The 13,911-nt window shown below is 70.7% G+C and carries 10 protein-coding genes and 3 pseudogenes; 8 read left to right on the top strand and 5 right to left on the bottom strand.

All coding sequences use genetic code 11. The features are described 5' to 3' along the window. Nucleotides 1–22: 22 nt before the first annotated feature. The 3 genes and pseudogenes from StrepF001_RS37025 to StrepF001_RS37015 all read left to right on the top strand — a co-directional run. Nucleotides 23–730 (top strand): annotated as a pseudogene (locus StrepF001_RS37025) (IS701 family transposase); the annotation flags it as partial. Between the two features lie 67 nt (nucleotides 731–797). Then, a pseudogene (locus StrepF001_RS37020) lies at nucleotides 798–1,778 on the top strand (APC family permease); the annotation flags it as partial. Between the two features lie 24 nt (nucleotides 1,779–1,802). Then, nucleotides 1,803–3,470, top strand: coding sequence for an amidohydrolase (locus StrepF001_RS37015; RefSeq protein ID WP_129802559.1), 1,668 nt, complete (start codon nucleotides 1,803–1,805; stop codon nucleotides 3,468–3,470). Nucleotides 3,471–4,054: 584 nt separating this feature from the next. Here the strand turns inward: StrepF001_RS37015 and StrepF001_RS37005 are convergent. Beyond that, the gene (locus StrepF001_RS37005; RefSeq protein WP_129802558.1) at nucleotides 4,055–4,825 is read right to left on the bottom strand and encodes an IclR family transcriptional regulator; all 771 of its coding nucleotides are present in this window, start codon (nucleotides 4,823–4,825) and stop codon (nucleotides 4,055–4,057) included. 9 nt (nucleotides 4,826–4,834) lie between these two features. Further along, nucleotides 4,835–5,278 (bottom strand): MarR family transcriptional regulator, encoded by a 444-nt coding sequence (locus tag StrepF001_RS37000; RefSeq protein WP_129802557.1) that lies wholly within the window; start codon nucleotides 5,276–5,278, stop codon nucleotides 4,835–4,837. A gap of 349 nt (nucleotides 5,279–5,627) precedes the next feature. Between StrepF001_RS37000 and StrepF001_RS49745 the strand changes: the two genes are divergently transcribed. Next, entirely contained in the window at nucleotides 5,628–5,750 is a 123-nt protein-coding gene (locus tag StrepF001_RS49745; RefSeq protein WP_276322869.1) for a hypothetical protein, read from the top strand. Here StrepF001_RS49745 and StrepF001_RS36995 read toward each other — a convergent pair. From StrepF001_RS36995 to StrepF001_RS36985, 3 genes are all read right to left on the bottom strand, one after another. Next, nucleotides 5,734–6,873 carry a DUF6596 domain-containing protein gene (locus StrepF001_RS36995; RefSeq protein ID WP_129802556.1) on the bottom strand — a complete coding sequence of 380 codons (1,140 nt, stop codon included), beginning with the start codon at nucleotides 6,871–6,873 and terminating at the stop codon, nucleotides 5,734–5,736. The genes StrepF001_RS49745 and StrepF001_RS36995 overlap by 17 nt on opposite strands. Continuing rightward, nucleotides 6,873–7,286, bottom strand: coding sequence for a YciI family protein (locus tag StrepF001_RS36990; protein WP_129802555.1), 414 nt, complete (start codon nucleotides 7,284–7,286; stop codon nucleotides 6,873–6,875). The genes StrepF001_RS36995 and StrepF001_RS36990 overlap by 1 nt, the downstream gene beginning before the upstream one ends. Nucleotides 7,287–7,525: 239 nt before the next feature. Beyond that, nucleotides 7,526–8,002, bottom strand: a complete 477-nt coding sequence (locus StrepF001_RS36985) for an ATP-binding protein (RefSeq protein WP_165396484.1) — start codon at nucleotides 8,000–8,002, stop codon at nucleotides 7,526–7,528. A gap of 681 nt (nucleotides 8,003–8,683) precedes the next feature. Here StrepF001_RS36985 and StrepF001_RS36980 point away from each other — a divergent pair. The 4 genes and pseudogenes from StrepF001_RS36980 (at nucleotide 8,684) to StrepF001_RS36965 (ending at nucleotide 13,827) form a co-directional block, all read left to right on the top strand. Next, a pseudogene (locus StrepF001_RS36980) lies at nucleotides 8,684–9,331 on the top strand ((2Fe-2S)-binding protein). Between the two features lie 11 nt (nucleotides 9,332–9,342). After that, on the top strand, nucleotides 9,343–10,323 hold the full coding sequence (locus tag StrepF001_RS36975) for a xanthine dehydrogenase family protein subunit M (protein ID WP_129802553.1): 981 nt from the start codon (nucleotides 9,343–9,345) through the stop codon (nucleotides 10,321–10,323). Continuing rightward, on the top strand, nucleotides 10,320–12,515 hold the full coding sequence (locus StrepF001_RS36970) for a xanthine dehydrogenase family protein molybdopterin-binding subunit (protein WP_129802552.1): 2,196 nt from the start codon (nucleotides 10,320–10,322) through the stop codon (nucleotides 12,513–12,515). The genes StrepF001_RS36975 and StrepF001_RS36970 overlap by 4 nt, the downstream gene beginning before the upstream one ends. Before the next feature lie 145 nt (nucleotides 12,516–12,660). Further along, complete coding sequence (locus StrepF001_RS36965) at nucleotides 12,661–13,827, top strand: XdhC/CoxI family protein (protein WP_129802551.1); 1,167 nt, start codon at nucleotides 12,661–12,663, stop codon at nucleotides 13,825–13,827. Nucleotides 13,828–13,911: the final 84 nt, after the last annotated feature.

The following is a 13,911-nucleotide window of genomic DNA, read 5'->3' as shown; positions in this document are numbered from 1 at the left end:
TGGCGGGAGTTCGTGACCGGCGGTGCCCGATCGCTGTTGTTTGATCGCGCAAGATGATGTGCGCCCCGATGCATGGGCGGGAGAGCTGGGTGAGGTGCTGTTGCGGGTTGGCCACCGGTTCGGCCGGGCTGATCTGCGGCGGCGGATGCGGGACTATGTGCGGGCATTGCTCGGGCCCGTCGGACGGAAAAACAGCTGGCAGCTCGCCGAGTACGCAGGTCACAGTGCCCCTCATGGGTTCCAGAGCCTCCTCAACCGTGCCCGGTGGGACGCGGACGTGGTCCGCGACGACGTGCAGGCATACGTCGCCGATCGGCTTGGCGAGCCTGAGGGTGTCCTCGTCATCGACGAGACAGGGTTCCTGAAGAAGGGCGATACCTCGGCCGGGGTTCAACGGCAGTACTCAGGCACTGCCGGACGCACTGAAAACTGCCAGGTCGCAGTGTTCGCCGCCTCTGCCTCGCGTCGGGGCCGGACACTGGTGGACCGGGAGCTTTATCTGCCCAAGTCCTGGACGTCCGACCGCGAGCGGTGCCAGGCGGCGAAGGTCCCCGACAGCCGTGGCTTCGCCACCAAGACCGAGCTGGCCCGGATCCTGGTCACCCGAGCCCTGGCCTCGCCGCTGCCCATCGCCTGGGTGACCGCGGACGCTCTCTACGGTCAGGACTGGCACTTTCGGCGCATGCTCGAGGAGGCCGGCATCGGATATGTCGTCGCGGTGCCGAAATCGCAGCAGATCAAGTCCCTCGTCGGCTGCTGGCGCATCGACCGTCCCGCCACGCTCGGTGATCGGCCTCGCGCTGCTGGTCTTCGAGTACGCGGTGTTGCTGGGCTTCTGCGGCTGGGCTCTGGTCACCGGCGACCACGCCTTCTCCTTCTCCTGGTTCAACCCCTTCGAGATCTCCAGCGGCACCACCTTCGCCCAGGGCATGGTCCTCGCGGTGTTCTTCTTCTGGGGCTGGGACGCGGCCTTCAGCGTCACCGAGGAGACGAAGAGCCCGGGCGACGCGGCCCGAGGAGGCCTCGTCGCCCTGTTCGCCATGCTCGGCCTGTTCCTCTTCGCCTCGGTCGCCTTCCAGCGGGAGATGAGCCTGGGCGAACTCGTCCAGAACGGCCCCCAGGCGCTCCCGTACCTCGGGGAGAAGCTGGCCGCCGAGCCTTGGGCCACCCTGCCCCTGGTCGCGCTGATGTTCTCCGCGGTCGCCTCCGTGCAGGCCACGCTGATCCCCACGGCGCGCGGACTGCTCGCCATGGGCCGCGACCGCACCATGGGACCGCTGTGGACCCGGATCCACCCCCGATACGGCACGCCCGCCGCCGGCACCGTCGTCGTGATGACCATCGCCGCCGTGATCGCCCTGCTCGCCGTCGCGATTCCCAAGCTGAGCGACATGCTCCTGGCCGCCGTCAACGCCATCGGCCTGATCGTCGCCCTCTACTACGGCCTCACCGCGCTCGGCTGCGCCGTGCGCTTCCGCTCCGCGCTGCGCGAAGAGGCGCGCGAGGCGCTGCTCGCCGTCGGCGTGCCCGCCGCGTCCGGCCTGGTCCTGCTGGGCCTGGGCGGCTACCTCGGGTACTCGTACCTGGCCATGAGCGATCACTTCGAACTCAGCCCGGACAACGGCTGGTTCATGTTCTCGCTGCCCGCCGTGATCGTCCTCGTCGGCCTGGGCATGGCCGCCGTGGCCAAGTACGTGAGGCATTCCCCGTACTTCACCACCGGGCGCGGCACCGACGCCGAGTTTCTTACCCTTCCGATGGACCGTACGACGGTCTGACCACCCCCAACGGAGTTCACCCCCATGTCGCATCCCCAGGTCACGAGGCCGGCCGATCTCGTCCTCACGGGCGGCCCCGTGCACACCGTCGATCCCGCCCGCAGCCGCGCAACCGCCGTGGCCGTGCGCGACGGGCGGATCGCCGCCGTCGGCCACGACGAGGTGCGCGAGCTCATCGGGCCGCGCACCGAAGTCGTCGACCTCGCCGGGAAGTTGCTGCTCCCAGGCTTTCAGGACGCCCACGTACATCCGCAGGGCGCGGGCATCGAGCTCGGGCTGTGCCATCTCGCCGACACCGTCGACGCGGCCGAGTACCTGCGCAGGATCAAGACGTACGCCGATCAGCACCCGGACGTCGAGTGGATCACGGGTGGAGGCTGGTCCCTGGAGGCCTTCCCCGGCGGCACCCCCACCGCCGCCGCCCTCGACGCGATCGTCCCGGACCGCCCGGTGTTCCTGCCCAACCGCGACCACCACGGCGCCTGGGTCAACAGCCGGGCGCTGGAGCGTGCGGGCATCGACGCCCGTACGCCCGACCCCGCCGACGGCCGGATCGAGCGCGACGCCGACGGCAACCCGACCGGCATGCTCCAGGAGGGCGCCGTCCACCTCGTGGGAAGGCTGCTGCCGGATCCCACGCCGGAGGAGCAACTCGCCGCCCTGCTCCGGGCCCAGGCCGTGCTGCACTCGTACGGTGTCACCGCCTGGCAGGACGCCATCGTGGGGGCGTACGCCAACATGGCCGACCCGGCGCCCACCTATCAGGCAGCCCTCGACCGGGGTCTGCTCACCGCCCGCGTCGTCGGCGCCCTGTGGTGGGACCGCGAGCGCGGCGCCGAGCAGATCCCCGAACTCGCCGCGCGTCGAGAGGAGTTGAACCAAGGCCGGTTCCGCGCCGGCACCGTGAAGATCATGCAGGACGGCATCGCCGAGAACCACACCGCCGCGATGCTCGATCCGTATCTGACCGGCTGCGGCTGCTCCTCGGACAACAGCGGCATCAGTTTCGTCGAGCCGGGAGAGCTGAAGAAGTACGTCACCGAACTCGACGCGCTCGGCTTCCAGATCCACTTCCACGCGCTCGGCGACCGCGCGGTGCGCGAGGCGCTGGACGCCGTGGAGTCCGCCCGTACGGCCAACGGATGGCGCGACACACGGCACCACTTGGCGCATCTCCAGGTCGTCCACCCGTACGACATCCCCCGGTTCCGCGCCCTGGGCGCGAGTGCCAACCTGCAGATGCTGTGGGCCGCCCACGAACCTCAGATGGACGAGCTGACCCTGCCCTTCCTCGGTGCGGCACGCGGCGCACGGCAGTACCCCTTCGGCGATCTGCTGCGCGCGGGCGCGACGTTGGCCGCCGGCAGCGACTGGCCGGTCAGCAGCCCCGACCCGCTCCAGGCCATCCACGTCGCCGTCAACCGGATCTCCCCCCACGCGCCCGAGGGCACCCCGGCCTTCCTCCCGGAGCAGCGCCTCGACCTGGGCACCGCCATCGCCGCGTACACGGCGGGCAGCGCCTTCGTGAACCACCTCGACGGCACCACCGGCAGCATCACCGTCGGCAAGGCGGCCGACCTCGTCGTCCTTGATCGCGACCCGTTCGCGGGCCCGCCCGAAGAGATCGCCGCCACCCGCGTCCTGCAGACCTTCGTCGAAGGACAACGCGTCCACGCGGCCACCGACGCCTGATGCCGGTCCACCGGAGCAGGCGCGCGACCAACAGGCGATGCCGTTCGGCGGGTTCACGTACGGCAGCATGGGCCGCGAGGCCGTAGCTGGTCGACGGTGCCGCCGGCGCGGGCCACGTGGCAGGCGATGGCCGCGGTGATCCGGTGCCCGTGATCGGCCGCGCCCTGGCGGTCCGCGCGCAGGGCCTCAACGGTGAGCTACGTTGCCCTGTGCCTCGTTGGAGCGGAAGGTGACCGCGCGGCGAGGCGGCATCCGCGGCCACGGCGGACGCCGGTGCACGGTTCCCCATCGTCGACCCCGACGACCTTGCCCAGTACTACTGGGACATGTACACCAAGCGCGACCGTGTCGAGCAGTTCTACCCCGAGCCGCTGACTGCGCAGGCCGCCGGGTGACACCTGGAACGCGTGCCGGCCTGTGGTGCGACAAGCAGCGATCCACTGGCCGGCGCGCGGACCCGGTACAGCGGCGAGGGCTGAACGTCTTGGTCGGGCCAGGTTCAGCTGTTGCGGTCGGCCCCATGCACCGCTCGGCCCCGCAGAAGCGGGACTCGTGCAGGCTGCCCGTGTCGGCAACCGCTTCCGTCAGACGGAAGCCCTTTCGGGCTCCGGCCGTGGCTGCCAGCCCAGCGCGCGGGAGATACCGCGCGCCGCCAGCCGTACGGCCGGGACCAGCGCGGGGATCTGCGCGTCCCGGACGGGCACGACGACGGAGACGGCCGCGACGACCGCCGCGCCCCCACCCCGCACGGGCGCGGCCACGGACAGGGCGTCGTCGGTAACCTGACGGCTGCTCACGGCGCAGCCGGAACGGCGCACTTCGGCGAGCGCCCGGCGCAGCCGGCCCGGGTCGGTGATGGTGTGGCCGGTGTACGCGGTGAGCGGCTCGGCGCAGTACGCGGCCTGGAACTCCGGTTCGGTGTGGGCGAGCAGAGCGAGGCCGACCCCGGTGGCGTGCAGCGGCCAGCGGGCGCCCACCTGGATGCGGACGCCGATCGCCGTACGGGCGGAGATCCACTCGATGTAGACGACCTCCGAGCCGTCGCGCACGGCCAACGCGACGTTCTCATGGGTGGCTTCGTACAGGTCCTCCAGAAAGGGCAGCGCGACCTGGCGCAGGGCGAGACCGCGGGGTGCGAGCGCCGACACCTCCCACAGCCGCAGCCCTATGTGGTAGACGCCGGACGGATCACGCTCCAGCGCACCCCACGCCGTCAGCGCTTTGACCAGCCGGTGCGCGGTGGTGAGGGACAGCCCCGCCCGGCGGCTGATATCCGTCAGGGAAAGCGCAGGGTGATCGTGGTCGAAGGTGCCGAGCACCGCCAGAAGCCGGTCGGGTGCCGAACGCGGGGTCATCGTGCCGCGTCACCCCTCCGTGAAACCCCGGGACAGCCCCGGCTCCGCGATGCGCAGCAACAGGTCGTGCAGCGTCTCCCGCTCGGCCGGGTCCAGCGGCCGGAGGAGATCGTTCGTCACACGTTGTCCGGCCTCGTCGGTGTCACGCAGGAATGACCGGCCCTTCTCGGTGAGCACCACGATGCGGCTGCGACGGTCGTCCGGGGAGGGGCGGCGCTCCACGAGATCGGCGCGTTCCAGGTCGTCGACGAGACCGACGATCGCGCTGGGGTCGTAGCCGAGACGGGTGCTCAGCTCACGCTGGAGCGCGCCCCCGGTCGTGGCGAGGAAGCGCAGCAGCGCGTAGTGGCGCAGCCGCAGGCCCGACTCCTGGAGGAAGCCGTTGAAGAGCTGTCCGGAGCGCAGGCCGAGCCGGTACAGCAGATAGCCGGTGTCCGCGTGCAGTCCGCGCATCCAGGGCTCGTTCGCATCGATCGGGGCGGTGTTCGTGGCGTGCTGCTGGCGGGCGATGGCGGGCTCCCTGGTCGAGGCCCCCGGCGGGGCGGTTGCGTGTGCTGGTCCCAGTCTGACGCACCCGAAGGACAGCAACAACTATTGACGTCAACAATTATTGCTCTTGGCTTCGACCTCGTAGCCGCACTTCCCTGCGAACGTCGTCGCCGCCCTCTTGTGACGCGTCGTCGCACCTCCTTCGGAAGGGACCCCGGTGCCCGGCATCGCGGTTCTACGCATGAGCCGGGGCGGCGCGTTGAGCCGGGGCGGGTAATACCGGCAGGGCACACCCGCTCCTGGAGGCCGCCGTATGACCGATCACCCCGCAGACCCACCGCTGTCCAGTATCACCGTCGTCAGCGTCGAGCAGGCGGAGGCCCTCGCCGAGCGCTTCCCGTACCTGATTCCCTGCCCCATCACCGGCTGGCGTTGAGCCGGGCGGCCTGGCGCGTCAGGTGATCGCGCTCGGCGAGGTTGGGTGCCTTCCGGGCCGCCTCGGCGTACAGCCGTGCCGCCGTCGCCAGGTCGCCGTCGCGCTCGTGGAGGTACGCCGCCACCGCGGTGTGGCGGGGCAGCGAGTCGTCCAGCGCCGCGAGCGCCGCCAGGCCAGCCCGCGGTCCGTCGGCCTCGCCGACGGCCACCGCGCGGTTGAGCCGGACGACCGGGCTGTCGGTCAGACGCGCGAGCTCGTCGTACCACTCGACGATCTGCACCCAGTCGGTCTCCTCGGCGGTGGGCGCGTCGGCGTGGAGCGCCGCGATGGCGGCCTGGGCCTGGAACTCGCCCAGCCGGTCGCGGGCAAGGGCCGCCTGCAGGATCTCGACGCCCTCGGCGATCGACTCGGTGTCCCACCGGCCGCGGTCCTGCTCGGCGAGCGGCACCAGGCTGCCGTCGGGCGCGGTCCGGGCGGCGCGCCGGGCGTGGTGGAGCAGCATGAGGGCGAGCAGCCCGGCCACCTCGGGGTGGTCGATCGCGGCCGCGAGCTGCCGGGTGAGGCGGATGGCCTCGGCGGCGAGGTCGACGTCACCCGAGTAGCCCTCGTTGAAGACCAGGTAGAGGACACGCAGCACGGTGGCGACGTCACCGGGCTGGTCGAACCGCACGCCGGAGACGGTGCGCTTGGCCCGGCTGATGCGCTGCGCCATGGTCGCCTCCGGCACCAGGTAGGCCTGGGCGATCTGGCGGGTGGTCAGCCCGCCGACGGCGCGCAGCGTGAGCGCGACCGCGGACGACGGCGTCAGCGACGGGTGGGCGCACAGGAAGTAGAGCTGGAGCGTGTCGTCCACCGCGGGCGCGGGCCCGGGCGCCGGCTCCTCCTCCACGAGGTCCTCACGCCGGCGGCGTGCGGCGTCCGCCCGGGTCGCGTCGAGGAACTTGCGCCAGGCCACGGTGACCAGCCAGCCCTTCGCATCCCGCGGCGGGTCGGCCGGCCAGGCGCGGATCGCCTCGACCAGCGCGTCCTGTACGGCGTCCTCGGCCGCCGCGAAGTCGGCTCCGCGGCGGACGAGGATGGCGAGCACGCTCGGCGTGAGGCTCCTCAGCAGGGCCTCGTTCATCAATGGCACTCGGTGACGGTGGGCGTCGCGGTCAGGAACGGGCGCAGCTCCAGCCACTCGTGGATCGGCTTGCCGTCCGCGCCGGGGGCGGCCGACAGTTCCCCGGCCAGCTCGACGGCACGCTCGTAGCTGTCGACGTCGATCACCATCCAGCCGGCGATGAGGTCCTTGGTCTCGGCGAACGGGCCGTCGGTGACCGGCGCCCGCCCCTCACCGTCGTACCGGACCCACGTGCCCTCGGGGGCGAGCGCCTGACCGTCGACGAACTCGCCGGTCTTCTCGAGCCGGGCCGCGAAGTCGTTCATGTACTGCACGTGGGCCGAGATCTCCTCCGGCGTCCACTGGTCCATGGGCACGTCGTTGACCGCAGCCGGAGCGCCTCGGTAGTGCTTGAGCAGCAAGTACTTGGCCATCGTGGTTCTCCTCGGTGCTGGTGCGACCCATTGTGGTCGCGTTCACCTCGGGGACGGAGCCGGTCACGGGTTCTCGACATTGCCAGCCGATTTTTTTGGGCTCTCGTAGATGAGTCCAGGTGAGCCGTCTCTCGGTGTCCGGGTCCACGGCGTGGCGCGACAGTCGGGGAGGGACCTTGGTGGACTGGTGAACCGTCCTTGGTCGAAGGGCTGCTTCAGCACGTGCATGGTGTTTCTCTCTACAGGCGCTGTGCTGCCTCGTGGGTGCTGCGGCACCGATACGGCCGGCTCCTGGGCAGGCGGACAAGGACGGTTTTGCCGACCTCGTCAGGATCCGGGACGGTCCAGGCGGAGCCGCCCGCCGTGTGGGTCAGATCGCAGATGATGCGCAGCCCGCGACCGCCGGTCGCCGTGGCGTCGGAGGACGTGGGAAGGACGGGCCGCTGAGGATGGCGGTCGTGAACGGCCAGGATGAGGTGGCGCCGCTCTACGGCCACGGTGATGCGGACCTGTGGGGAACGATGTCCGGCGTGGACGACACTGTTGGTAACCAGCTCGCTGATGATCAGCAGCGAGCTCTGCGTCACCTCGGCGTTCGGACACAGCCCCAGGTCGGTGAGCGCGGCGCTGGTGCGTCGGAGTGCCTTGGGAACGGAGGCGGGCCGAGTGGGAAAGGTGAACCGGTGGAAGTGACAGGCGTCGGAAGTGGGGGTCATGGTCGTCATCCGGAGCTCAGGTAGGAAAGCGCCTGGTGGAGAATTCCCTCCCCAACGGGTTCATTACGGGAGAGCTTTCAGGTGACCAGCTCTGTTCTCCGGTCACGTCCACGACCTTGCCACTGTCGCGCGAGCCTGCAAAGGGGAGAATTCCCTCCTGGGTGAGAATCCTCCGGGGTGAAAACTCTCCCCCCTTCCCGGCTGCTGAGACGGCGGCGGGTGCCGGTCGGCAGCCCTGCCTGCTCGGGGGGTGCTCTTGGCTCGCCGCGAGGTGAGAACTCGCGGACTTCGTCACGGTTGTCCACACACCTGACCGTAAGTCCGAGTCCGGCAGGTTGGGGTGTACTGCCAGTACACCCATCATCAGTAACTCGCTGCCCGCGCGGAATACGGGTTACCTGGATGGCGCACCCGGCCCTCCGCGGCGGCCGACCCCCGGCATGTAAGGAGCCATCCCCATATGTTCTCGGTAGGCTGCTTATTTATCCCTTACCCGTGGGTGAGCAAACCAAGAGGGGGATAAAACTCTCCCTGCCACAGGCATTACCTGTGATGCCAGACTCCCCACATGGACGGCTGCGGCAGTGAAGCGGCGGTCGCCCACGTCTGCGGCGACGACGATCCCGCCTCCTGCCGGGCCGCTCTGTACGGCCGATCCGTCCGTGATGCGAAGGCATATCCATGTCCACTGATCTCCCTGAATCCGCCGTTCCACCCCCCACCGACTCCAGCGAGCCCTCTTCGGCGCCGACTCGGCGCACCTTCATCGCCACCAGTACTGCGGTCGGCGGTGTTGTCCTTGCGGGCGGCGTGATCGGGGGCACGCTCCTCGGCCCGGAGGAAGCCGGCGCCGCAGCGGCGGCGCCCTCCAGTCGGGTCTCGTTGACGGTCAACGGCACCCGCCGGACCGTGACGGTGGACAATCGCACGTCGCTGCTGGACCTGCTGCGCGAGTACTTCGGCCTGACCGGTTCGAAGAAGGGCTGCAACGCCGGGGCCTGCGGGGCGTGCACCGTGCTGGTCGACGGCCATCGGGTCAACGCCTGCCTGACGCTCGCGGTGCGCATGGAAGGCGTCGAGGTCACGACCATCGAGGGGCTGGCCGACGGCGACCAACTGCACCCGTTGCAGTAGGCGTTCATCGATCAGGACGCGTTCCAGTGCGGCTACTGCACCCCCGGCCAGATCCTCTCCGGCGTCGGCTGCATCCAGGAGGGCCACACCGGATCGCCGGAGGAGATACGGGAGTCGATGAGCGGCAACATCTGCCGCTGCGGCTGCTACGCCAAGATCGTGCGCGCGGTCCAGCAGACCGCGGGCCGGAAGTAAGGAGCGGCCCTGTGTATCCCTTTGCCTACACCCGCGTCTCCGACACCCGGGAAGCCCTCAACGCCGGTCGCCGCGGCGGGCGTTACATCGCAGGGGGCACCACGCTGGTCGACCTGATGCGGGAGACCGTCGAGCGTCCCGAGACGCTGGTCGACATCTCCGGCCTGCCGCTGCGTGAGGTCACCGCCACCGAGCGCGGGGGCCTGCGCATCGGCGCGCTGGTGACCATGTCCCAGGCCGCCGCCGACCGCAAGGTGCGCAGCCTGTACCCGGTGATCTCCGAGGCGCTGGAGCTGAGTGCTTCGGCGCAGTTGCGGAACATGGCGACCATCGGCGGCAACATCATGCAGCGCACCCGGTGCACCTACTTCCGGGATGTCACCGCCGCCTGCAACAAGCGCGAGCCCGGTTCGGGGTGTGCCGCCCGTGAGGGCTTCAACCGGATGCACGCCATCCTCGGCACCTCCGACGACTGTGTCGCCACCCATCCCTCCGATGTCGCCGTGGCGTTCGCGGCGCTCGAGGCGAGTGTGCATCTGCTGGGCCCGGACGGCGAGCGCACCCTCCCCTTCGCGGACTTCCTGCTGCGGCCGGGCAGCACCCCGAACCGTGAGCAGGCCGTCCAGCGGGGTGAGCTGATCACTGCGGTGGAGATCCCCGCGCTTCCGCGCCCGCTGCGGTCGGGCTATCTGAAGGTGCGTGACCGGCAGTCCTACGAGTTCGCCCTGACCTCGGCGGCCGTCGCGCTGCATGTGAGCGGTGGGGTGATCCGGGAGGCGAAGGTCGCCGCCGGCGGTGTGGGCACCGTGCCGTGGAAGCTTCCCGCGGTCGAGCAGCACCTCGTAGGTGAACGCCCGTCCGAGGCCTTGTGGGCCGCCGCCGTCGCGCGGGCGGCGGAGGGAGCCCGCCCGCTTCGGCACAACCGGTTCAAGCCCGAGCTGTTGCAGCGGACCGTGGAACGCCAGCTGCGCATCGTAGGAGGTACCAAGTGAGTCCCCAGCCGCAGGCAGCCGTCGGTGCGCCGCTGTCCCGGGTGGACGGCCGGCTGAAGGTCACCGGTCAGGCGCTGTATGCCGCCGAGCACGACGTCGACGGTGCGGTGCACGCCGTCATCGTCGATGCGAGTATCGGCCGCGGCCGCATCACCTCGATCGACACCCGTGACGCCGAGGCCCACCGGGGCGTGCTGCGGGTGATCCACCACGGCAACGCGCCGAGGCTGCCGTACCGTGACAACTCCGGGTCGAACAACCCGGCCGGCCGCAGGCTGCGGGTGTTCCAGGACGACCGGGTGCTCTTCCACGGTCAGCCGGTCGCCGTCGTGGTGGCCACCACCCTGGAGGCCGCGCAGCACGGCGCGAGCCTGGTCAAGGTCGAGTACGACGCCGAGCGGCCCTCGACCGATCTGGCCGAGGCGGAGCCGGGCGAGCCGACGACCTACGCGCGTGGCGATGCCGAGGCAGGCCTGCGCTCCTCGGACGTACGGCTGGAGCTGACGTACCACCTGGCCCGCAACCATCACAACGCGATGGAGCCGCACGCCACCATCGCCCGCTGGGACGGCAACAGGCTGACCGTGTGGGACAAGACGCAGTGGGTGATGGGCACGCGGGACGAACTCGCCGCGGTGTTCGGCCTGGCCCAGGACTCGGTGCGCGTGATCTCACCGTTCGTCGGCGGCGGCTTCGGCAGCGGACTGCGATGCTGGCCGCACGTCCCCATCGCCGCCCTGGCGGCGCGGGAGACGGGCCGTCCGGTCAAGCTGGTGCTGAGCCGTAAGCAGATGTACTTCGGTGTCGGCTTCCGGCCGTCCTACGAGTACCGGCTGCGGCTGGGCAGCGACAGGCGGGGGCGCCTTGCCGCCATGGTCCACGAGATGGACCACGAGACCTCCTCCTACGAGACGTTCGTCGAGGGCATCCTGGACCCGGGCCGGATGCTCTACAGCATGCCTCACGTCCGCCAGGCGTACCGGACGGTGCCGCTGGACGTGAGCACCCCGATCTGGATGCGCGGCCCGGGCCCTGCGACGGCGTCCTACGTGATCGAGTCGGCGCTGGACGAACTTGCCAACGAGCTCGGTATCGATCCGATCGAGCTGCGCCGACGCAACGAGCCGGCCGAGGACGAGTCGTCCGGACTGCCGTGGTCCACCCGTCGGCTGCGTGAGTGCTACACCGTGGGCGCCCGTGAGTTCGGCTGGGACCGCCGGCCCACCAGGCCGCGCTCGCGGCGGGAGGGCGACTGGCTGATCGGCATGGGTATGGCCGCGGGTGTCTACCACACCGCGCGTATGCCTGCTGAAGCCCGGGTCCGACTGGACGCCGACGGCACGGCCGTGGTCGAGACCGCCTCCAGTGACATGGGGCCGGGTACCTACACGTCCCACACCCAGGTCGCCGCCGACGCGCTCGGGCTGACCATGCGCGCGGTGACCTTCCGGCTCGGCGACTCGCTCTACCCGCAGACCGGGCCGCACGGCGGCTCGATGACCATGGCGAGTGTCGGCTCCGCCGTCCTCGACGGCTGCAACCGGGTTCGCCGGCAGGCGATCGAGCTGGCCGTCGAGGACGAGGAGTCGCCACTGTACGGCGTGGCCGCCGAGGACGTCGTGGCACGCAGTGGCCGGCTGCACGTAAGGAACAACCCGGCTCGGGGCGAGGCGTACCAGCGGCTGCTGACCCGCAACAACCGCTCCCGCATCGAAGCACGCGGCTCCTACACCGGACCGTCGAGTCCCGAGCGGCACTCCTTCCACGCCTACAACGCGACCTTCGCCGAGGTGGCCGTCGACGCCACGCTGGGCCTGGTGCGGGTGCGGCGAATCCTGGGCGTGTACGACGCGGGCCGCATCATCAGCCCCAAGCTCGCCGACAGCCAGGCGATCGGCGGCATGGTGGGCGGCATCGGCCAGGCACTGCTGGAGCACACGGTCACCGACCACCGCGACGGGCGGATCGTGAACGCCGGCCTGGCGGACTACCTCGTCCCCGTCAACGCGGACGTCCCCGATCTCAGGGCGATCTACCTGGAGGGCGAGGACATGGAGGCCGACCCGCTCGGCGTCAAGGGGCTCGGCGAGGTCGTCATGGTCGGCGTGGCACCCGCCATCGCAAACGCGGTCTTCAACGCCACCGGCCGCCGAGTCCGCGATCTGCCCATCACCGCCGAGGCGTTGCTCTGACATCAGCACGTCCATCGACCGGTACGGCAGTCGGCCTTCCCGTCCGGCTGCCGTACCTCCCGGGCCGCCGCGTGACGTTCCCCCGGCGTTGCGGCGGCGGCCCGCTCACCATCTGCGACGCTGGTCATCTGCTCTGGAGACCCTCATGCTGAACATCGCGGACACACTGCACCGCTGGTGCCGCGAGGCACGTCCCTTCGCCCTGGCCACCGTCGTCGACGTCACCGGCAGCGCGCCCCTGCCGGCCGGTACGTCGGTCGCGGTCGACGCGGACGGCAACGCGGTCGGCAGCATCTCCGGCGGCTGCGTCGAGGGCGCGGTGTACGAACTGTGCCGGCAGGTGCTGCATGACCAGGATCCTCCCCAGCGCGCCCGGTTCGGTTACTCCGACGACGACGCCTTCGCCGTCGGACTGACCTGCGGCGGCGAACTCGACGTCCTCGTCCAGCGCATCGACCCCGTTGCCCAGCCGCACCTGGGAGAGGCTCTCTCCGAAGTTGCTCAGGGGCGACCGGCTGCCGTGGCCCAGGTCGTGGACGGCCCCGACGCACTCGTCGGCTCCACCATGAGCGTGCTCGGCGACGGCCACGTCGTTTTCGGGACGCTGGACCGGGGGCCGACGGGCCGGACGGTGGCGGACCGAGCCGCAGCCTTGCTCCGGGCGGGACGCACCGCGCTTGTCCCGCTCGGCGGGGACGCGGACACATGCCCCGACCGGTTCTCCGTCCTCGTCCACGTCCACGCGTCCCGCCCGCGCATGCTGATCTTCGGCGCCGTCGACTTCGCTGCCGCCCTGAGCCAGGCCGGACGCTTCCTGGGCTACCACGTCACCGTCTGCGACGCCCGGCCCGTCTTCGCCACCGCGGCACGCTTCCCGCACGCCGACGAGATCGTGGTCGACTGGCCCCACCGCTACCTGGAACGCACCGAGGTGGACGCCCGTACCGCCGTCTGCGTCCTCACCCACGACGCCAAGTTCGACATCCCCCTGCTACGCCTGGCCCTCGCCCTGCCCGTCGGCTACGTCGGCGCGATGGGCTCCCGGCGCACCCACGACGAACGCCTGCACCGCCTGCGCGAAGTCGGCGTCACCGAGGAGCAGCTGGCCCGGCTGCGCTCCCCGACCGGCCTCGACCTCGGCGCCCGCACCCCCGAGGAGACGGCGGTCTCCATCACCGCGGAGATCATCTCCTGCGCCAGCCATGCCACTGGTCTGCCTCTGTCCCAGGGCACCGGGCCGATTCATCGACCGCTGGTCCGGAGCCGGGCTGGCGGTCGGACCGCCCTCACAGGGGACCGAATCCCGTCTTGAGGAGGGCCTGCGTGCTCATCGACACCTACGGCCGGGTGGCCACCGACCTGAGGGTCTCGCTCACCGACCGGTGCAACCTGCGCT

It is taken from the genome of Streptomyces sp. F001 (genome assembly GCF_004187715.1).
Taxonomy (GTDB): Bacteria; Actinomycetota; Actinomycetes; order Streptomycetales; family Streptomycetaceae; genus Streptomyces; species Streptomyces flavusporus.
The sequence above is the reverse complement of the archived record's forward strand: the minus strand, read 5'-3'. Positions and strand labels throughout refer to the sequence as shown.